Origin of the sequence: Pseudomonas sp. QE6 (assembly GCF_041379005.1) — a bacterium.
Classification (GTDB): Bacteria; Pseudomonadota; Gammaproteobacteria; order Pseudomonadales; family Pseudomonadaceae; genus Pseudomonas.
Genome location: NZ_CP166873.1, coordinates 3278716 through 3298490, shown reverse-complemented (window position 1 = coordinate 3298490; position 19775 = coordinate 3278716). Strand labels below are relative to the sequence as shown.

The 19775-nt window shown below is 66.0% G+C and carries 23 protein-coding genes; 9 read left to right on the top strand and 14 right to left on the bottom strand.

All coding sequences use genetic code 11. The features are described 5' to 3' along the window. Positions 1-45: 45 nt before the first annotated feature. Positions 46-2121 (bottom strand): LTA synthase family protein, encoded by a 2076-nt coding sequence (locus ACAW63_RS15340; protein ID WP_371226503.1) that lies wholly within the window; start codon positions 2119-2121, stop codon positions 46-48. A gap of 334 nt (positions 2122-2455) precedes the next feature. Next, positions 2456-3316 carry a polyamine aminopropyltransferase gene (gene speE, locus ACAW63_RS15335; RefSeq protein ID WP_371226502.1) on the bottom strand — a complete coding sequence of 287 codons (861 nt, stop codon included), beginning with the start codon at positions 3314-3316 and terminating at the stop codon, positions 2456-2458. A 181-nt stretch (positions 3317-3497) separates the two neighbouring features. Between speE and ACAW63_RS15330 the strand changes: the two genes are divergently transcribed. After that, positions 3498-4403 (top strand): DNA-3-methyladenine glycosylase, encoded by a 906-nt coding sequence (locus tag ACAW63_RS15330; protein ID WP_371226500.1) that lies wholly within the window; start codon positions 3498-3500, stop codon positions 4401-4403. Positions 4404-4405: 2 nt separating this feature from the next. Beyond that, on the top strand, positions 4406-4882 hold the full coding sequence (locus ACAW63_RS15325; RefSeq protein ID WP_371226498.1) for a methylated-DNA--[protein]-cysteine S-methyltransferase: 477 nt from the start codon (positions 4406-4408) through the stop codon (positions 4880-4882). Here ACAW63_RS15325 and ACAW63_RS15320 read toward each other — a convergent pair. Both ACAW63_RS15320 and ACAW63_RS15315 read right to left on the bottom strand, forming a co-directional pair. Further along, positions 4879-5310, bottom strand: coding sequence for a methylated-DNA--[protein]-cysteine S-methyltransferase (locus tag ACAW63_RS15320; protein WP_371226496.1), 432 nt, complete (start codon positions 5308-5310; stop codon positions 4879-4881). The genes ACAW63_RS15325 and ACAW63_RS15320 overlap by 4 nt on opposite strands. A gap of 126 nt (positions 5311-5436) precedes the next feature. Beyond that, a complete protein-coding gene (locus ACAW63_RS15315; RefSeq protein WP_371226494.1) occupies positions 5437-6015 on the bottom strand; it encodes a TetR family transcriptional regulator in 579 nt (192 codons plus the stop codon). A 66-nt stretch (positions 6016-6081) separates the two neighbouring features. On the opposite strand from ACAW63_RS15315, the gene ACAW63_RS15310 reads away from it, so the two are divergent. Next, on the top strand, positions 6082-6609 hold the full coding sequence (locus ACAW63_RS15310) for a dihydrofolate reductase family protein (protein WP_371226492.1): 528 nt from the start codon (positions 6082-6084) through the stop codon (positions 6607-6609). Between the two features lie 477 nt (positions 6610-7086). Here ACAW63_RS15310 and ACAW63_RS15305 read toward each other — a convergent pair whose 3' ends face one another. The 6 genes from ACAW63_RS15305 to aroC form a co-directional block, all read right to left on the bottom strand. Next, a complete protein-coding gene (locus ACAW63_RS15305) occupies positions 7087-7275 on the bottom strand; it encodes a PLD nuclease N-terminal domain-containing protein (protein ID WP_371226490.1) in 189 nt (62 codons plus the stop codon). A gap of 72 nt (positions 7276-7347) precedes the next feature. Further along, a complete protein-coding gene (gene mtnC, locus ACAW63_RS15300) occupies positions 7348-8031 on the bottom strand; it encodes an acireductone synthase (RefSeq protein ID WP_371226488.1) in 684 nt (227 codons plus the stop codon). A gap of 175 nt (positions 8032-8206) precedes the next feature. Continuing rightward, entirely contained in the window at positions 8207-8752 is a 546-nt protein-coding gene (locus ACAW63_RS15295; protein WP_371226486.1) for an acireductone dioxygenase, read from the bottom strand. Between the two features lie 28 nt (positions 8753-8780). Further along, on the bottom strand, positions 8781-9404 hold the full coding sequence (locus tag ACAW63_RS15290) for a methylthioribulose 1-phosphate dehydratase (RefSeq protein ID WP_371226484.1): 624 nt from the start codon (positions 9402-9404) through the stop codon (positions 8781-8783). Beyond that, positions 9388-10545: an MFS transporter gene (locus ACAW63_RS15285; protein WP_371226482.1), complete on the bottom strand. Its 1158-nt coding sequence runs from the start codon at positions 10543-10545 to the stop codon at positions 9388-9390. The genes ACAW63_RS15290 and ACAW63_RS15285 overlap by 17 nt, the downstream gene beginning before the upstream one ends. Positions 10546-10614: 69 nt before the next feature. Further along, positions 10615-11706, bottom strand: a complete 1092-nt coding sequence (aroC, locus tag ACAW63_RS15280; RefSeq protein WP_371226480.1) for a chorismate synthase — start codon at positions 11704-11706, stop codon at positions 10615-10617. A 109-nt stretch (positions 11707-11815) separates the two neighbouring features. On the opposite strand from aroC, the gene ACAW63_RS15275 reads away from it, so the two are divergent. Both ACAW63_RS15275 and ACAW63_RS15270 read left to right on the top strand, forming a co-directional pair. After that, positions 11816-12859: an alpha/beta hydrolase gene (locus ACAW63_RS15275; RefSeq protein WP_371226478.1), complete on the top strand. Its 1044-nt coding sequence runs from the start codon at positions 11816-11818 to the stop codon at positions 12857-12859. Positions 12860-12906: 47 nt separating this feature from the next. Further along, the gene (locus ACAW63_RS15270; RefSeq protein WP_371226476.1) at positions 12907-13692 is read left to right on the top strand and encodes a hypothetical protein; all 786 of its coding nucleotides are present in this window, start codon (positions 12907-12909) and stop codon (positions 13690-13692) included. 209 nt (positions 13693-13901) lie between these two features. Here ACAW63_RS15270 and prmB read toward each other — a convergent pair whose 3' ends face one another. Further along, positions 13902-14819, bottom strand: a complete 918-nt coding sequence (prmB, locus tag ACAW63_RS15265) for a 50S ribosomal protein L3 N(5)-glutamine methyltransferase (protein WP_275607759.1) — start codon at positions 14817-14819, stop codon at positions 13902-13904. Between the two features lie 179 nt (positions 14820-14998). Here prmB and ACAW63_RS15260 point away from each other — a divergent pair, with 179 nt between their 5' ends. From ACAW63_RS15260 to folE, 4 genes are all read left to right on the top strand, one after another. Continuing rightward, positions 14999-15595, top strand: a complete 597-nt coding sequence (locus tag ACAW63_RS15260) for a cysteine hydrolase family protein (protein ID WP_275607760.1) — start codon at positions 14999-15001, stop codon at positions 15593-15595. Between the two features lie 171 nt (positions 15596-15766). Continuing rightward, positions 15767-16087, top strand: a complete 321-nt coding sequence (locus ACAW63_RS15255; protein WP_275607761.1) for a hypothetical protein — start codon at positions 15767-15769, stop codon at positions 16085-16087. 67 nt (positions 16088-16154) lie between these two features. Beyond that, positions 16155-16712 (top strand): Smr/MutS family protein, encoded by a 558-nt coding sequence (locus ACAW63_RS15250; RefSeq protein ID WP_371226473.1) that lies wholly within the window; start codon positions 16155-16157, stop codon positions 16710-16712. Between the two features lie 141 nt (positions 16713-16853). Beyond that, on the top strand, positions 16854-17399 hold the full coding sequence (gene folE / locus ACAW63_RS15245; protein ID WP_024765420.1) for a GTP cyclohydrolase I FolE: 546 nt from the start codon (positions 16854-16856) through the stop codon (positions 17397-17399). 71 nt (positions 17400-17470) lie between these two features. Here the strand turns inward: folE and ACAW63_RS15240 are convergent, their stop codons facing one another. From ACAW63_RS15240 to ACAW63_RS15230, 3 genes are all read right to left on the bottom strand, one after another. Next, a complete protein-coding gene (locus tag ACAW63_RS15240) occupies positions 17471-18319 on the bottom strand; it encodes a cache domain-containing protein (protein ID WP_371226471.1) in 849 nt (282 codons plus the stop codon). A 96-nt stretch (positions 18320-18415) separates the two neighbouring features. After that, a complete protein-coding gene (locus ACAW63_RS15235; RefSeq protein ID WP_275607764.1) occupies positions 18416-18877 on the bottom strand; it encodes a bacteriohemerythrin in 462 nt (153 codons plus the stop codon). 289 nt (positions 18878-19166) lie between these two features. Continuing rightward, positions 19167-19769 carry a glutathione S-transferase family protein gene (locus ACAW63_RS15230; RefSeq protein ID WP_371226469.1) on the bottom strand — a complete coding sequence of 201 codons (603 nt, stop codon included), beginning with the start codon at positions 19767-19769 and terminating at the stop codon, positions 19167-19169. Positions 19770-19775 lie beyond the last annotated feature (6 nt).

Here is a 19775-nt window from a genome sequence, read left to right as displayed (position 1 = left end):
CATGAAAAAGGGGCCCGAAGGCCCCTTTTTCCAGTCACCCGGCGATCACTTGGTGCCGGACTTGGGGTCCACCACGCCTGCGGTGTTGTCCAGCAGGCTCTTGGTAGCGGTCTGGATGAAGGACTCCAGGCGCAGGCGCAGGGCCTCCTGGTCCGGCGCGTTTTCCACGCGGGTCACGCCGAAGTCCTTGCCGACCTTGTAGTCGTAGACGCGGATGTCGCCTTCCTTGGGTTTGATCAGGATGCGGTTGCCGTTGATGATCGCCACCACCTGCTCGCTACCGGAGGGCTTGATCACGCCGATGCCCTTGTCGCCTTCGGGCAGGTTCAGCAGGTCGCGGCCCCAGCACTGGTTGCGAGTCTCGCCGCCCAGGCGGCCCATGATGGTCGGCACGATGTCGATCTGGGTGCCGACGGTGTCGCGGGTGGCGCCGAACTTCTCCTGGATGCCCGGAGCGATCATCAGGAAGGGCACGTTGAAGCGGAACAGGTCCATTTCGGTCAGCTGGTCCGGCGCGCCGAAGCCGTGGTCACCCACCACGATGAACAGGGTGTCCTTGTAGTACGGCGACTTCTTGGCCTTCTCGAAGAACTGCCCCAGCGACCAGTCGGAATAGCGCATGGCGGTCAGGTGCTCGTCGAGGCTGCCGTGGCCGGTCACGCGCTCCACCGGCAGGTCCTTCGGCAGTGCGTAGGGCACGTGGTTGGAGAGGCTCTGCAGCAGGGCGTAGAACGGCTTGCCGGTGGACTCGAGCTTGTCCAACTCCTCGTTGCCGCGGGCGAACATGTCCTGGTCGGACACACCCCAGGTCGGGTCGGAGAACACCGGGTTCACGAAGTCGTTACGGCCGATGAAGGTGGTCATGCCCTGGTTGGCGAAGAAGCCGGACTGGTTGTCCCAGGCGAAGTCGCCGTTGTAGACGTAGACATCTTCATACTTGCGCGCCGACAGCAGCTGCGGCAGGCCGGAGAACTTGTGGCCACCCTCGGGCGTCTGCATCAGGTATTCGAAGCCCGGCAGGTTGGGGAAGCACGCCATGGTGGCGAACATGCCCTGGTGGGTGTGGGTGCCGTTGGAGAAGAACTGGGTGAACAGCAGGCCTTCCTTCGACAGCTTGTCGAAGTACGGAGTGATGTTGCCCTCCCCACCCAGCGCGCCGACGAAGTGGCCGGCGAAGCTTTCCAGCAGGATCACCACCACGTTCTTGACCGGCAGGGTGCCACCGGCCGGCGGGGTGAAGTCGCGGCGAATGGCGGCGGTATCGGCATCGACCAGCTTGTCGTTCGGCGTAAGCAGCATCTGGCGCACGGTGTCGCGGGCCTGCTCATCGGGCAGCGTGGATTTCCAGATATTCGCGCGGTCCTCGCCGAAGCGGTCCTCGGCGGCCTTGATCAGCGTCATGGTGCCGTTGAGGCCCAGGTGGTTTGCGAACATCGAGTCGGTGGTGAAGGCATCGCCCCAGCGCAGCGGCGGACCCTGGCGCAGGGTGCCACGGGCGGCGACGACGCACAGCACGACCACCACCAGCATTACGGCGATACGGATGTACCAGGCGGCAACGGCGGAGCCTGCGGCGCTCGGGCGGGTCGCACGGTCGATGCCGCGGAACAGCAGGTACAGCAGCCAGGTGGCGAAGGCCCAGGCCAGCAGGTAGCGGACCACCGGGTAGCCGTACCAGATCATGCTCATGACGGTCTTGGGGTCTTCGGCCATGTACTGGAACACCAGGCTGTTCAGGCGCTGGTGGAATTCACGGTAGAAGTCCATCTCCACCACGCCGAGGAACAGCGTGACGCTCGCGGTCAGGGTCAGCCAGGCCTTCCACAGCCAGCGCCAACCCATGGCGCGGGCACTGAGGAGGGCGAAGACCAGCGGGGCAACGATGTAGACCACCACGCGGATGTCGAAACGCATGCCGGTGATGAACGCTTCGAAGAAGGTGGAGGCCGGCGTGGTGCCGATCAGCTCGCGGTTGTAGATGAACAGCGCAAGACGCGTCAGGGAGAACATCGCCATCAGCGCAAGGACGCTGAGCGCAGTGAACGCCAGATGGCTGGAGACGGTGGGCCGCGTGAGGCTCGCACCGTTCTGGCGATTGGTCAGGACTTCTGGTTGGCCCATTTCTAGGTTCCGTTTTGAACGTGTGGGTTCGAAGGCGCGCCGCCCGTGCGGGGCCCTGCGTAAGCGCGAAAAAACTGCGGCATTACACCGCAAAAGCAGCGGCGGCGCATTCTATTCGGCGCCGCTGAAGCCGACATTAAGGCGACGCGGACAATCGTTTCGGAATGATACGAGCGCCCGGCAACAGCACTACGACCGCCGGACGGCGGGCACAGTGCCGGAGGGCGGGTGAAGAAACTGTCATGACCGACTGCCGGTCCCCCGGTATGGCGCCGCAACCCGCTGGGGAAACGGCGCATGGCCCGGTCACCGGATGGCGAAGGCGCAGCGGAGGTCAGTCGTTGGCCGGCTTGCCGATGGCCTGCAGCACATACTGCGGCAGGGCGAAGGCGCCCTGGTGGATGGCCGGGTTGTAATAGCGGGTCGGGATACCGCTGCTAGCGAAGCGCTGGGCCAGGGTGGCGACATCGATGTGGCGCAGGGCCGGGTTGGTCGAGCCCCAGGCGAAGGTCATCGAACCGCCGATATAGGTCGGCACGGCCGCCTGGTAGAAGTGCCAGTCGGCGAACAGGCCGTTCATGCGGCCGGCGGTGTTGCGCACGGTGTCCAGCTGCATGAAGGGCGTGCCGTTCTGGGTCACCAGCACGCCGCCTTCGTTCAGGCAGCGGTGGCAGGCCTGGTAGAAGTTCTCCGAGAACAGCACCTCGCCCGGGCCGATCGGGTCGGTGGAGTCGGAGATGATCACGTCGAACTTCTCCGTGGTGGTGGCGACGAAGCGCATGCCGTCGTCGATCACCAGGTTCAGGCGTGGATCGTCGAAGGCGCCCTGGGAATGGTTCGGCAGGAACTCCTTGCACATGTCGACCACGGTGCCGTCGATCTCGACCATGGTGATGTGCTCGACGCTGGCGTGCTTGGACACCTCGCGCAGCATGCCGCCGTCGCCGCCGCCGATGATCAGCACGCGCTTGGCCGCGCCGTGGGCGAGGATCGGCACGTGGGTGAGCATCTCGTGGTAGATGAACTCGTCGGCCTCGGTGGTCTGGATCACGCCGTCCAGCGCCATCACCCGGCCCATGCGGGCATTCTCGAAGATCACCAGGTGCTGGTGTTCGGTGCGCACCTCGTGGAGCATCCTGTCGACGCTGAAACGCTGGCCATAGCCGTCGTAGAGGGTTTCCTGGTAATCGTGCATGGGCTGGGCTCCCGTCGGGACAAGACAATAGGAGGGGACGGCCGCGCCGCCCCGAAAGAGGCGCGCATTCTACGTGCCCGACGATGACAGGTCGAACCCCGTCGTCAGCCGAACTCATGACCGGCAGTTTGAAAGTCAGCGGCGGGAGGACAGCCATGCCCGCAACAGCTAAGGTCGCTGCATGAAAAACACATCCCCGACACCCCGGATCATCCACCTGCCCTACCGCGCCCCCTGGAGCTGGCAGCAGTTCCACGAGCATTTCGCCCTGCGCAGCCTGGGCGGCGTGGAGTGCCTGTCGTCCGAGCGCTACGCCCGCAGCGTGCGCATCGGCGATGAGGCCGGCTGGTTCAGCGTGCGCCCGCTGGAGGATCGCGCCGAGCTGGAGCTGGAAATCCACCTCGCCCCGCAGCATGCCGAAACACTGGCGGCCCGGGTGCGCAAGATGTTCGACCTGGACAGCGATCCCGACCATATCGCCGAGCACCTGGGCTGCGACCCGCTACTCGGACCGCTTATCCGGCAAGCGCCGGGGCTGCGGCTGCCCACCGCGTTCGACCCGTTCGAACAGGCGGTGCGCGCCATCGTCGGCCAGCAGGTCACGGTGAAAGCCGCGGTGACCATCGTCGGCCGGCTGGTGCAGCGCCTGGGTGAGGCGCTGCCCGGAGAAACCGAGGGCCAGCCGAGCCGCCTGTTCCCCACGCCCCAAGCCCTGGCCGACGCCGACCTCGCCGGCATCGGCATGCCCGGCAAGCGCGTGGAAACCTTGCAGCGCTTCGCCACCGCCTGCGCCAGCGGCACCCTGGCCCTGCATGTCGAGGACGGTGCCGACGACCTGGTGAAGCGTCTCTGCGCCCTCCCCGGCATCGGCCCCTGGACCGCCGAGTACGTGGCCCTGCGCGCCTTCGGCGATCCGGACGCCTTCCCCACGGCCGACCTGGGCCTGCTCAAGTCGCCGGTCTGGGGCGCCGAGGGTATCACCGCGCGCGACCTGCAGCGCCGCGCCGAAGCCTGGCGGCCCTGGCGCGCCTACGCCGCCGTCTATCTGTGGCACGCCTACTCCCAGGGCGGCCGCACCGGAGGATGACCATGCACTACCGCTACCACGACAGCCCCACCGGCCGCCTGCTGCTGGCCGGCGATGAAAGCGGCCTGAGAATGCTCTACATGGACCTGGAGCAGCGGCATTACCCCGAGCCGGACTGGCAACAGGGCAGCCCGCTGCTGGACGAGGTGGCGCGCCAGCTTGACCAGTACTTCGCCGGCAAGCGCCAGCGCTTCGAGGTTCGCCTGAACACCGGCGGCACCGAGTTCCAGCGCCAGGTCTGGCAGGCACTGCTGGAGATTCCCTACGGCTACATCACCGTCTATGCCGAACTGGCGCGGCGCATCGGCCGGCCCAAGGCGATCCGTGCGGTGGGCGCGGCGAATGGCGCCAACCCCATCAGCATCATCGTGCCCTGCCACCGGGTGATCGGCAGCAACGGCAGCCTAACCGGCTACGCCGGCGGCCTGCCGCGAAAGGAATTGCTGCTGCGTCTGGAGGGGGCCCTGGAGAAGGGCTAGAAGTCGAAGGCGGTCTGCGCGGCCCGCGGGTCCTCGAAGCCTTCCAGCGCCAGCATGCGCAGCTTCGACCTGCTGCCGCCCGGCGCGGAGAAACCGCCGGTCTTGCCGCCGCTGGCCAGCACGCGGTGGCACGGGATGATCAACGGAATCGGATTGCTGCCCATCGCCTGCCCCACTGCCCGGGACAAGCCGACGTCGCCCAGGCGGCGGGCGATCTCGCCATAGGTGGTGGTCTCGCCACGTCCCAGCTGGAGGATGTCGTCATAGACGCGGCGATGGAAATCGCTGACGGCCGACAGGTCCAGCGGCAGGCCGTCGAAGGACACCGCCTCGCCCCGCGCATAGCCAAGGATCAACTGGCGCGCCTCGTCGATGAACGCCGGCCAGTGGGCGGTCTCGGTGCCGAGTCTGTCGAAGCGTTCACGCATGGAATGCACGGAATCACCCGGCAGACAGGTGCGCACGATTCCCCGCGGGCTCCAGGCGAGCCCGAACCAGCCGAGTTCTGTTTCGATCAGGCAGTAATGCATCGGTCGAGTGTCCGCCCCCAGGCTCTATCCCGCAAGTCTTTCGCCGGCCAGCATGACCTCGCACCAGCGGCGCAGCTCGGCGCCGATGGCACCGGCGGGGTCGCCCTTGCGCTCGAAGGCCCACCATAGCTGTGCGCCCTGCCACTGGCTGGCCATCAGGCGGCCGAGCAGCGGCTGTCGCGCCGGATCGCCGCTCAAGCGCCGGCCCAACGCCTTCGCCAGCGCCTCGCCCCATTGCGCACCGCGCTCGCGCAGCAGCGGATCGCGCATGTCTTCACGCAGGATCAGCAGCCCTTCCGCGTAATCGCTCTCGCCCTCGCCCACCGGGAACATCGCCACCAGCATCCGCACCGCGCCCTCCGGGCTGAGTTCGACGGTGTCGTCGAGCCGCGCCGTCTGCGCATCCAGCTGGTCCCAGGCGCGCAACAGCACGGCGCGGAGGAATTCGGCCTTGGTCGCGTAGCGCTGCACCAGGGTCGCGGCGGACAGCCCCACTTCGCGCCCGACGGCAGCAAAAGTCACCGCTTCCGGCCCCTCGCGCACCATCAGCGCCATGGCGGCGTCGAGTATCGCTTCGTCGCTGACCGTCTTGGTTCGGGCCATGCCATCCTCTTTTATAAATGAACATTCATTTATATATTGAGGGAATCTTACCGGAGGAGATTCAGCATGGCCAGGATTCTCGGCTACATCGCCACCAGCCTCGACGGCTACATCGCCACCCCGGAGCACGGGCTGGACTGGTTGTTCCGGCACGACAAGCTGGAACTGGGCGAGCACCACTACGACCTGTTCATCCAGCGCATTCGCACCCTGGTCATGGGGCGTGGCACCTATGACTTCCTCGAAGCCGACCCCAGCCCCTGGCCGTACGGTGAGCAACGGGTGCTGGTGGTGACGTCACGGCCCATCGAAAACCCGAAAGGCCCGCTGGAAACCCGCAGCGACATCGACGCGCTGGTGGCGGAACTGCGTGCGCTGGATGACGGGGACGTGTGGATGCTTGGCGGCGGCCAGTTGCAGATGGCCTTTCTGCAGCGCGGGGCGCTGGATGAGCTGGAGGTCTACGTGATGCCGGAAATCATCGGGGGCGGCATTCCGCTCTTCCCGGCCACCGGCTTCCAGGCGTCGCCGACGTTGGTGTCGGCGAAGATGATCGAGCCGGGGTGCGTGCGGATGCATTACCGGTTTGGTTGAGGGGGATAGCCGGTTGTCATGGGGTAGGTGTAGGGATTTCGCGGACAAGGTCCGCTCCTACGAAAGCGCAGCTTCCGCCCTGGCTCTGGCTTTCTAAGACTTCCAGAGAAACACCCGCGCACTCCGAACCGCCCCTTTCAGGAGGCCTCGTTGAATCGGAGTTTCAGGGGGTGAGCGGCATGGATGCCGCGAGAGCCGCGATGGGCCAGGGATGGCCCTTCGCGGCGTACCCCTGAAACTGCGATTCAACGAGGGCATTTTTCGCCCCAAGCGAAAAACCGGATGGAGGGGCAAGACCTTTGCCCACTTTGGGTCGTTTGCCAAAGTGGGTCGCCCGAGGGGGCGAAACCCAATACATCCGAGCACACCGAAGCAGCGCAGAAACACCAGAACAAAAAGCATCGCGGACGAAGTCCGCTCCTACAAGGAGCACGGCGCTCATGCGTCCGAGCCCCTCGAAGTATCAGCGAAGGAAACTCAAGCCCGCGCCTTGCTGCGCGGCCCCGCGAACGCCCAGACGATCAACCCCAGCACCGGCAGAACGGCGATCACCAGAACCCAGATGATCTTCTTCGGTATGTCTGCGTCGCTTCTCGCCACGTTGAGGATGGCCCAGATGTCCACGACGAAGATAACCAGGGCGATCAGTTCGCGCAGGAAACCCATATTCAAGATCCCTCTATAGAAAGTTGGTGCGCTGATGATAGCGTCCCGCGCCCCGGCAGCGCGAGCGACGGCTCAGACCCGCGCGGGGGCGATCACCGCGAAGCTGGCCACGGTGTCGTGCCCTTCCAGCACGCCACCTTCGCGGGCCAGGCCGATGGTCTGCAGGCCGGCCTGCTGTGCGGCGTCCAGCTCCTGCACCACATCGGAGAGGAACAGGATCTCCTCACCGGGCAGGCCGATGGCAGCGGCAATGCGACGATAGGACTCGGCCTCTCGCTTGGGCCCGCTGGTGGTGTCGAAATAGCCGGAGAACAGCGGCGTCAGGTCGCCCGCCTCGGAACAGCCGAAGATCAGTTTCTGCGCCTGGATCGAGCCGGAGGAATAGACGTAGAGCTTGAAGCCCTCGGCATGCCAGTGGCGCAGCGCATCCACGGCGTCCGGGTAGACGTGGCCCTTGAGCTGGCCGGCGCGGTAGCCCTGCTCCCAGACCATGCCCTGCAGCGCCTTGAGCGGCGTGGCCTTGCGGTCTTCGGCGATCCAGCCCAGGAGAATCTCGATGCAGCGCGCGGTGTCGGCGCCGGCTTCACCGCTGTCGGCACGTACGGCGGCCAATTGTTCGGCCACGGCTGGCTCGCCGGCGTGCTCGCGGACGAAGTCCGGCAGGTGCGCGGCGGCATAGGGGAAGAGCACGTCGAAGACGAAGCTGACCGCGCTGGTGGTGCCTTCGATGTCGGTGAGGATGGCTTTGATCGGCATGGAAACTCCAAAGGTCCGCCTCTGGCATAGGCGGGAAGATATGCAGGAGCGAGCTTGCTCGCGAACCGCATGCCACTGAGCTGAGCGGCGAGATTGTTCGCGAGCAAGCCCGCTCCTACGAAGAGCAAATGACGCCCCGCCTGCCAGTGGCGACTAGGGCAAATTCCCCATTGGATCAGTCTTCCAGCAACGGGAAGCGCTTGGCGATGTCGTCGCCGGTGAACTTGGCGACCCAGCCTTCGGCGTTGTTGAACAGGCGGATCGCCACGAAGTGCGGACGCTCGCCCATGTCGAACCAGTGGCGGGTACCGGCCGGCACCGAGATCAGGTCGTTCTTCTCGCACAGCACTGCGTAGACGTGATCTTCGATGTGCAGGGTGAACAGCCCGCGACCGGCCACGAAGAAGCGCACTTCATCCTCGCCGTGGCGGTGTTCGTCGAGGAACTTGGCGCGCAGTTCGTCCTTCTGCGGGTGCTCGGCGGTCAGGCTGACCACGTCCACGGTGACGTAGCCCTCCTCCTCCTGCAGGCGGCGGATCTCGTGCTGGTAGGCGGCGAGCACCTCCTCCTGGCTGGCGCCGGGGGCGATGGGCGCATTGGCCTGCCAGCGCTGGAAACGCACGCCGACGGCGTTCAGGGTCGAGGCGATGTCCTCGGCATGAGTCAGCAGCTTCAGCGGCTGCTCGGGGCTCGATTCGTGGTAGACGGTCAGGCTGCTCATGGTCGGGCTACTCGATTCTCAAGGTTGTTCAGCGGGCGCCACGCAGGCTCAGCACCTTCAGCTCACACTCGAAGAGGAACTCGAAGGCTTCGATCTGGCGCAGCGCGTCACTCATGCGCGGCCCCCAAGTGTACAGGCCATGGCCACGGATCAGATAACCGGGGCAGTCGGGATGGGCGTCGAGCCAGGGCTGCACCTTGGCAGCCAGGCGGGCGATGTCCTGGTCGTTGTCGAAGATCGGCACGGTGACGCGGCCTTCGTGGGTGGTGACGCCGGCGAAGGCCTTCTGCAGCTCGTAGTCTTCCAGCTCCAGGCGATCGCCGGGCGTGAGGCGCGAAAGCACGGTGGCATTCACCGAATGGGTGTGCAGCACCGCGCCGATCTCCGCGCGCCAGGCGTAGAGCTGGGTGTGCAGCAGGGTTTCCGCCGAAGGCCTCTTGCCCGGCTCCAGGCTGTTGCCGGCCAGGTCGGTCTCCAGCAGGTCATCGACGCCCAACTGGCCCTTGTGCTTGCCCGAAACGGTGAGCAGGGCCCGATCGGCCGCCAGGCGCGCCGAGTAGTTGCTGCTGGTGGCCGGCGACCAGCCGCGGCCATGGAGGAAGCGCCCGGCTTCGATGATCTGCTGGGTCAGCTGTTCACGGGTGTCGTTCATGCGGGTCCTCGTTCAGACGGGTCCAGATGATGAAGGCCGCGGCCAGCGCGGCCACGCTCGCAATGGCGAAAGTCCAGGCCGGGCCAAGGCTACCCCAGCTGTAGCCGGAGTAAAGCGCGCCCAGCGCGCCGCCCGTTCCCGCCAACGCGGCGTAGAGCGCCTGGCCCTGGCCCTGCTGGCGCGCCTGGAAGCTGCGCTGGACGAAATGAATCGCGGCGGCATGGAAGCTGCCGAAGGTGGCGGCATGCAGCAACTGGGCAAACAGCAGCACCGGCAGGTGCCCGGCCAGCGTGCCCAGCAGCAGCCAGCGCAATGCCGCCAGCAGGAAACTCGCCGCCAGCACCTGGCGCAGGGAAAAGCGCTTGAGCAGGCGCGGCATGACCACAAACAGCAGCACCTCGGCCACCACGCCCAGCGCCCAGAGCTGGCCGATCAGCCCACGGGCATAACCGAGCGCTTCCAGGTGCAGGGTCAGGAAGGTGTAGTACGGGCCATGGGACAGCTGCATCAGGCATACGCACAGGTAGAACGCCAGTACGCCGGGGCTGCGCAGTTGCTTGAGGAAGCCGCCGGCATTGGCCTCGTCATGGCGCGCCGGCGGTTGCGCATTGGGCACCCACCAACTGGCGCCGACGATGCCCAGCATGATTGCCAGCAGCGCCAACGGGTAGGCATCCAGGCTGGCGCGCTCGAACAGCCAGCCCAGGCCGACCACGGTGCAGATGAAACCAATGGAGCCCCACAGGCGGATGCGGCTGTAGCTCTCGGTGCGCCCGCTCAGGTGCGCGAGGGTGATCACCTCGAACTGCGGCAGCACGGCATGCCAGAAGAACGCATGCCCGGCCATCACCAGCGCCAGCCAGGCGTAGCTGTGATCGAGGAAGATGCCGGCGAAGCACAGCGCCGTGCACACCGCGCCGAAACGCACGATCGCCAGCCGCTGGCCACTACGGTCGCCCAGCCAGCCCCACAGGTTCGGCGCCACGCAGCGCATCAGCATGGGGATGGCGACCAGCTCGCCGATGCGCGGCGCCGGGAAGCCCAGGTGATGGAAATACAGCGCGAGGAACGGCGCCGTCCCGCCCAGCAGGCAGAAGTAGAAGAAGTAGAAACTGGACAGACGCCAATAAGGAACAGCCATGAGCGGCAAGCTTAAAGCTGCAAGCGCAGAGCCAGGCGTCGCACCGGCTTGTCGCTTGCAGCTTGTGGCTTAGAGCTGGCCGAGCACCGGGGTGCCGACCTTCACGTCGGCGTTCTGCGCGCGGTGGCGCAGCAGGTGGTCGAGCAGCACGATGGCCATCATCGCCTCGGCGATGGGGGTGGCGCGGATGCCCACGCACGGGTCGTGGCGGCCCTTGGTGATCACGTCCACCGGGTTGCCGTTCACGTCGATGGAGCGACCGGGGGTGGTGATGCTGGAAGTCGGCTTGAGCGCCAGGTGGGCGATAATCGGCTGGCCGCTGGAGATGCCGCCGAGGATGCCGCCGGCATTGTTCGACAGGAAGCCTTCGGGGGTCAGCTCGTCGCGGTGCTCGGTGCCGCGCTGGGCGACGCTGGCGAAGCCGGCGCCGATTTCCACGCCCTTCACCGCGTTGATGCTCATCAGCGCGTGGGCCAGTTCGGCGTCCAGGCGGTCGAAGATCGGCTCGCCCAGGCCCGGCGGCACGCCTTCGGCGACCACGGTGATCTTCGCGCCGACCGAATCCTGGTCGCGGCGCAGCTGGTCCATGTAGGCCTCCAGCTCCGGCACCTTGTCCGGGTCGGGGCTGAAGAAGGCGTTGTCCTCGACGCTGTCCCAGCTCTTGAAGGGGATTTCGATCGGGCCGAGCTGGCTCATGTAGCCGCGCACGCTGATGCCCATGCCCGCCAGCACCTTCTTGGCGATGGCCCCGGCGGCCACGCGCATGGCGGTCTCGCGCGCCGAGGAACGGCCGCCGCCACGGTAGTCGCGGATGCCGTACTTGTGGTGGTAGGTGTAGTCGGCGTGGGCCGGGCGGAACAGGTCCTTGATCGCCGAGTAGTCCTTGGACTTCTGGTCGGTGTTGCGGATCAACAGGCCGATCGGGGTGCCGGTGGTCTTGCCCTCGAACACGCCGGAGAGGATTTCCACCTCGTCGGCTTCCTGGCGCTGGGTGGTGTGGCGGCTGGTGCCGGGCTTGCGGCGGTCCAGGTCGCGTTGCAGGTCTTCCAGGGAGATTTCCAGCCCCGGCGGGCAGCCGTCGACGATGGCGACCAGCGCCGGGCCGTGGCTTTCGCCAGCGGTGGTGACGGTGAACAGCTTGCCGTAGGTGTTGCCGGACATGCGAGGCTCCGCGGAAGACAGGAAATCGAAAAGGCCGGCAGTATACCTGCGTCAATCCGCCCTGCGAACCTTCCCGGACATTGAGGATCAAAGCGCCATCACCCGCCTGTTGAAGTCATCGATGCGCCGTCTCGCCCTACTCTGCCTCTGCCTGTTCGCCGGCCTGCTCGGCTCGGTCGCGCAAGCCGCGCCCAGCAGCATCCTGCAACGCCCTTACGACCTGGATACTGGCCACGGCGTACTGCGCGGCACCCTGCTGCTGCCGCAGAGCGCCACCCCGCCGCCGGTCGCCCTGCTGATCGCCGGCTCCGGCCCCACCGACCGGGACGGCAACAACCCCGAGGGCGGCAACAACGGCTACCTGCGCAAGCTGGCCGAGGCGTTGGCGGAGAACGGCATTGCCAGCGTGCGCTACGACAAGCGCGGCGTGGCCCGCAGCCTGCCGGCGGCACCTCGGGAAGAGGAACTCAGCGTCGACGGCTACGTCGCCGACGTGATCGCCTGGAGCGACCGTATGGCGCGCGACCCGCGCTTCGGCCGCCAGGTGCTGATCGGCCACAGCGAGGGCGCGCTGATCGCCAGCCTGGCGGCGCCCAAATCCCACGCCGACGAGCTGGTATCGATCTCCGGCAGCTCCCGCCCCATCGGCGAGGTGCTGCGCGAGCAACTGCAGGGCCGCCTGCCGCCGCCCCTGCAGGCGGAGGCCAACCAGTTGATCGACGGTCTCAATGCCGGCCAACTGCAGCCAAGAGTGCCGCAGCCGCTGCTGGCGCTGTTCCGTCCCAGCGTGCAGCCCTACCTGATCTCGCTGTTCCGCCAGGACCCGGCCCAGGCCTTCGCCGCGCTGAAGGTGCCAACACTGATCCTTCAGGGGCGGCACGACATCCAGGTCGGCGAGGAAGACGCCCTGGCGCTCAAGCAGGCCAAGCCCGACAGCGAGCTGTACCTGATCGACGGCATGAACCACATCCTGCGCATCGTCCCGGCCAGCGGCCCACAGCAATTGGCCTCCTACAACAACCCCAACCTGCCCCTGGCGCGGGAACTGGTGCAGCGCATCGTCACCTTCGTGAAGACCGCCCGCACCCTGCCCGCCTCCACCCTGGCCTCATCTGGAGCGGACGTCTCAAGAAACGCCGCGATCCGTCGATAACCTTCGGGACTGCCCCGGTTACGCCCGCCGGGCCCGAGGACCGCTCCATGAACCAAGCCGAACCCACTGCCCTCGACGCGAGTGCCGCCCAGAGCCCTGCCCGCCCCCATCCCTGGGCGGAACTGGCCCCGGAGCACCACCGTCTGCTGCGCCTGGCGCCGCTGCCCACCGACCGCACGACCGGCGCGCGGCCGCTGCGCTTCGTCCAGTTCAGTCGGGTGGAACGCCACAGCAGCGAACAGAGCCTGCTGCGCCTGACCATCCAGTTGCCGGGGCAAGTGCTGCGCAAGGAAGTGAACCTGCTGGAGGTCTGGGCGGACCACCGCAACAAGGAAATCCGCTTCGGCGCCGATTCGGGCTTCGCCACCGAACCGCTGAACCGCGGCCTGGGCCGCTTCCTGCTGGCGCAAGGGGTGGGCTGGGCAAAGAAGAAGTGGGCGCACTACCGCGTCGAGGGTGGCGCGCTGGCGATAAAGGACGCGGTGAGCGAAGAGGCCCGCCAGCGCCGGGACCACTTCCTGCGCGCCCAGGGCTTCGATGTGATCTACGAGGATTCGGGGCTGCTCAAGGCGCGCTACAGCGCCGGCCGGGTCAGCGAGCTTTACGATGACTGGCACAAGGAAAAGGTGCAGATCCTGCCGTTGCTGGACGCCGCCGCCATGCTCGAGCAGGCCGACCAGAATCTCGCCACCCAGGCCAACGAAATCCGTCGCCTGGAGCAGCGCATCGAGACCTTCCGCCGCGACGACACCAGCCTGCGCTTCACCATCGCCTGCCTGACGGTGTTCGCGGTGTTCCAGGCGGGGTTGCTGATCTGGATCGCCACGCGCTGAGGCCTTGCGACACACGGCCCTGTAGGAGCGAGCTTGCTCGCGAACGGGTGTGATCCTGTACCGAAATACCAGGAACGTAGGGCGTACAACCGTTCGCGGTTGTACGCCGTTACACCCCGGCCGCCGGCCACTGCATGGTCCAGCCGGACCTCGAACACGCTGCGACGCAGGCCAATCGGCGTATAACGCGAAGCGTTATACGCCCTACCTCAATTCCCCTTCACCCGCGCCTTGAACAGGTCCTGGTGCTGCCGGCACTGCGCTGCCGAGAGCAGGAACACGCCATGGCCGCCGTACTCGAACTCAAGCCAGGTGAAGTCCACTTCCGGATAGAGCGCCGCCACATGCACCTGGCTGTTGCCCACCTCGACGATGAGGCTGCCGCGCTCGGTCAGGTGGTCCGCCGCCTCGGCCAACATGCGTCGCACCAGGTCCAGGCCATCGTCGCCGCAGGCCAGTCCCAGCGCCGGCTCATGGTGATACTCGGCCGGCATGTCGGCGAAGTCTTCGGCGTCGACATAGGGCGGGTTGGAGACGATCAGGTCGAAGCGCTGCCCCGGCAGGCCGGCGAAGCCGTCGCCCTGCACGGTGTAGACGCGCTCGCCCAGTTCATGACGCTCGATGTTGATGTTGGCCACTTCCAGGGCATCGAAGGACAGGTCGCCCAGCACTACCTCGGCATCGGGGAAGGCGCTGGCGCAGGCGATGCCAATGCAGCCCGAGCCGGTACAGAGGTCCAGAATGCGTGCCGGATCGACCGCCAGCCATGGCTCGAAACGCCGTTCGATCAGCTCGGCGATGGGCGAGCGCGGCACCAGCACGCGCTCGTCGATCACGAACGGCAGCCCGCAGAACCAGGCCTCGCCCAGCAAGTAGGCAGTGGGCACGCGCTCTTCGATGCGCCGGCGCAGCAGGTGCATCAGGTACTCGCGTTCCTCGTCTTCGAGGCGGCAATCCAGGTAGGCATCGGCCATCTCCCACGGCAGATGCAGCGCGCCCAGCACGAGTTGACGGGCCTCGTCCCAGGCGTTGTCGGTACCATGACCGAAGAACAGCTCCTCGGCGTGGAAACGGCTGACCGCCCAGCGGATGTGGTCACGCAGGGTCAGCAAACGGGATTGAGTCACGGCGCAGTCCTCGCAGCTCGCAAAAAGGGGCGCATTCTACCGGAACAGCGACCCGCTGGCGCGCCTCCGGCCAGCTATCGTTGATCTTGCCAATACCACTTTGGAGCGAGTACGCAAAGATTCACAGGGGGCGCGTTACAGCCCACAATGGTGGCACGTGGATTATCAGGAGTTGAGACATGTCCCATCCGCTCAGCATGCTGCAGATCAGTGGACGCGGGTACCCGCCGGCCACGCTGCGCCAGAGCACTCTGTTGATCATCGATGCCCAGGAGGAGTACCGCAGCGGCGTGCTGGCCCTGCCGGACCTGGACGCGGCGGTGGCGCAGATCCGCCTGCTGCTGGAGTCGGCCCGCGCCATGGGCACCCCGATCGTCCATGTGCACCATCTGGGCGTGCGTGGCGGCGTGCTTGACCCGCAGGGTCCGCGCGGCCAGTTCCTCCCCGAGCTCGCCCCGCTGCCGGGTGAGGTGGTGGTGGACAAGCGCCTGCCCAACGCCTTCGCCGGCACCGACCTGCACGACCGCCTGCAGGCCAACGGCCGCCTCGATGTGATCGTCTGCGGTTTCATGACCCATTCGAGCATCAGCACCACCGTGCGTGCCGCCAAGGACTACGGCTACCGCTGCACCCTGGTGGACGCCGCTTGCGCCACCCGCGACATCCCCACCCCGGAAGGCGGCGTGCTCGCCGCACGCGACCTGCACCGGGCGGAAATCGCCGCCCTGGGCGACAACTTCGCCGCGGTGGTCGCGCAGGCCCAGGCCCTGGTCTGACACCGTCCGTCCCGACGGGCGGCAGCCACAACCGTCAGCGGTTAGGCTCAGCTTAGGCGCAGAGCCCATGGCCCTGCTGGAGCCGAGCCAACCGCGCCTCCCGACCCCGGGGTTGGAACCCCTTCCGGCCCTGACCGGTCATAGCCTCGTTCATCAGATGAGGAAGTCGGGATGAAGTTGTCCGATAGTTTCGATCCACGGTCCCTGCGTCCCAAGCGTCCGGGACGCTGGCGCTGGCGCTTCGCCGCTGCCCTGGCCGCGGTGATCGCCACCTTCGGCATTCTGTCCGCAATGGCCGGCGTCGCCGCGCTGTTGCGGCGCCAGCCCGCCGTGGGTGTGCTGCACATCGAGCCGGGCGCCGGCGCCGTCCTGTTGGTCATCGGCCTGTTCTGCCTCTGGCTGGGCGTGATGTTCTGGCGTGCCGCGCGCCGCCGGGCGCGTGGCCGCGAAGGCCTGAGCCTGTCGCCGAGACTGATGAAGAAGCGCGACTGAGCCGCCTGCGGATTTCCGCAAATTCCGCTTGATCCGTTAAACTGCGCGGCTCTTCGTGGAGGTGCGCATGCAAGACGACGATTTTTCCCTGTTCAGCCGCGAGATGCGCGGCGTCAAGCGCATCTCCGTGGACCAGGCCGATACCGGCAAACCCAAGGCAGACCGCAAGCAACTCAAGGAGCTGCGGCAGAACGCGAGCGTGCGCACCGAGAACATCCGGGTGGACGGCCTGTCCGACCAGTTCGTCATCGACGTCGGCCCGGAAGACGAACTCTACTGGGCCCGCGACGGCGTCCAGGAAGGCCAGATGCGCAAGCTCAAGGCCGGCCAGATCGGCTTCGAGGGCAGCCTCGACCTGCATGGCATGAAGATCGAAAAGGCCCGCGAGACCCTCTGGGACTTCATTGCCGAAGCCACCCGCTTCGAGGTCCGCTGCGTGCGCGTCACCCACGGCAAGGCCGCGCGCATCGACGGCAAGAGCCCGATGATGAAGAGCCACGTGAATACCTGGCTGCGCCAGCACCCGCAGGTACTGGGCTTCGCCTCCTGCCTGCCGCGCCACGGCGGCGCCGGCGCCATCTACGTGATGCTGCGGCGGACCATGCTCGAAGGCCGGGACGAGTAACAGACTTAAAGGCCGGGACGAACGGCAGGCGCCAGCACGGCCGCCATAACGCGCCAACCGGCACTCCACCCTTGCCAGCCAAGGCCGCGCGCCCTACCCTGCGCCACGGTTCTCATATTTGTCATTGCCACAGGTAGATCCATGTCCCTGGAACAAAACTACTCCGCGATCCTCAGCCAGCTCGGTGAGGACGTCACCCGCGAAGGCCTGGTCGACACGCCGAAGCGTGCCGCCAAAGCCATGCAGTACCTCTGCCGCGGCTACCAGCAAACGCTGGAGGAGATCGTCAACGGCGCCCTGTTCAGCTCCGACAACAGCGAAATGGTGCTGGTCAAGGACATCGAGCTCTACTCGCTGTGCGAACACCACCTGCTGCCCTTCATCGGCAAGGCCCACGTCGCCTATATCCCCAATGGCAAGGTGCTGGGGTTGTCGAAGGTCGCGCGCATCGTCGACATGTACGCCCGTCGCTTGCAGATCCAGGAAAACATGTCGCGGCAGATCGCCGAGGCCGTGCAACAGGTTACCGGCGCGCTGGGCGTGGCCGTGGTGATCGAGGCCAAGCACATGTGCATGATGATGCGCGGCGTGGAGAAGCAGAATTCCTCGATGGTCACTTCGGTGATGCTCGGCGAATTCCGCGAGAACGCCGCCACCCGCAGCGAGTTCCTCAGCCTGATTCGCTAAGCCGAACCATCGCCATGAAAAAAACCGGCCCTCGGGCCGGTTTTTTTCTGCCTGCTGTTTTATCCCCGCAATCAGCGCGTGTAATAGCCGACCGCGACCATGTAGTGGCCGACCTTGCGCAGGAAGGCGTGCTTGTTCTCCACCTGGGTGGTCACCGGGTTGCGCCACTGATAGGCGAACTCCCCTTCGCCCTTGCCACGGGCCAGTTCCAGCATGGCGTGGCCGACCGGGTTGCCGCCTGGATCCTTCAGGGTTGCGAAGTCGGTGCCGACCATGCGGCTGTTGAAGCCGTGGGCGACGAACTTCGAGGTATCGAGATCGACGGCAAACACGTAGAGATCGTCTTCGATGAAGCTGCTATCGAGTGCATTGATCTTGCGGAAAGTGCCGGCCGGATCGGTCTCGATGGCCTTCGCCGCCTTGTCCAGCATCGCCATCGCCCGCTCCGGCGTGGCGCGCGGCAGGTAGTAGCCGGCGGCGATGAAACGGTCGCCGACCCGCTCGTAGTACACGTGCTTGCGTTCGGTGCGGCCGTCGGCCCAGTTCTTCCAGCGGTAGTCCGCCTGCTGCACCTTGCCGGTGGCGGGCTGGGCGAGGGTCTTGGCGAACTGCTCGCGCAGGGAGGGATCGAGCGTCGTCGACACGTCTCGGCCGATCAGCACCACCGAAGGCCCGCCGCTGGCCAGCATGGTGCCCTTGCTGTCCACCACGAAGACGTAGAGGTCACCATCGATGAACTCGCCCTGGCGGCTGAACGCCGCAAAGGCCTTGTCGCCCTCCTTCTTGTAATAGGCCACAGCCTTGGTCAGCAACGCCTGGGCGCGCGTGGCCTCGGTCGGCGTGGTGGCCTGCGCGGCGAACAGGGAGAAGGAAGAAGTCAGCAGGGAAACCAGCAACAGCGATTTCAACAGCGTTTTCATACCGATGAACCCCCAATGGCATGTCTCGTTATGTAGCACTGAGCATAGATAGCCTTGGGGGTTTCGCGTCGCGAATGGGCCGATTTCCCTGATGATTCAGCCGAAGAAGCGTTTCATCGAGCGCGACAGCCAGCCTCCCTGGCTCTGGTCGCGGGTCAGCTCCTGCATGCTGGACTTCACTGCCTCCACGTAGTTGGCGTCATCGTTGCGGATGTGATTGAACAGCCAGCGACCCAGCAGCCCCTTGAGCTCATCGGCCACGTCCTCGCCGGACTCGAAGCGCAGCCGGTAGTCGGAAACCCGCTTGATGAACAGTTCGTGCACCTTCTTGTGGGCACGGGTGAACTGGTAGCCGGAATCCTCCAGCAAGGTCTCCTCGAAGGCGAAATGCGACAGGGTGTAGTCGACCAGTTCCTCGATCACGTTGCCCAGCAGCGCCCGGTCATGCTGCGCCTGCGCGTCGTGCAGCTGATTGATCATCTCGACGATGCGCTTGTGCTGCGTGTCGATTACCTGAATCCCGGTATTGAGATCCTCCTGCCAGACCAGATAGGCCATCTTCCCCCCTCACCTGCCGGGTGACGACACTGCCTGCCACTCGCCCCCGGCCACATCGGAACGACCGCATGCAGCCGGGCAAGGTTAGGCATGACGACGAGTCGTCGCCATGATGTCGGTCAAGTGGAGTTAGCCTAAACCTATGTTCTTTCGCGCCTTTTAGACGAAAGTCGTATCGCGGGGAAGCATCGCGGTTCGTCGCACAGAGGATGACCGGGCGCAGAAATAGAACCGTGCATAAAAACGCCGCTTCACGGGGAGCGGCGTTTTCAGGTGCGGAGCGGGAGGATCAGTCCTGCATGGCGACATGCCGGGGATGATCGGCCACCCGCGCCAGCCAGGCGTTGATCGCCGGGAAGTTCGACAGGTCGAAGCCGCCCTGGTGCGCCACGTGGGTGTAGGCGTACAGGGTGATGTCGGCGATCGAGTAGCGGTCACCGACCAGATAGGGCGTCTGCTCCAGCTGCTTCTCCATCACCTTCAACGCCTTGTAGCCGCCCTTGTGGCAACTGGCGTACTCCTCGCGACGCTCCTCGGGCAGGCCGAGGTAGAACTCGATGAAGCGCGCCACCGCCACGTAGGGCTCATGGCTGTACTGCTCGAAGAACTGCCACTGCAGCACCTGGGTGCGCAGGCGCGGCTCGCTGGGCAGCAGCTCGCTGCCGTCGGCGAGGAAGTTGAGGATGGCGTTGGACTCCCACAGGCAGGTGCCGTCCTCCAGCTCCAGCACCGGCACCTTGCCGTTGGGGTTCTTCGCGAGGAATTCGGGGGTCTGGGTCTCGCCCTTGAGGATATCGATATCGCGCCACTGGTAAGGCAGGCCGAGCAGGTGCAGAGCCAGCTTGACCTTGTAGCAGTTGCCGGAGAGTTGATCGCCGTAGACGGTGTACATGGTCGC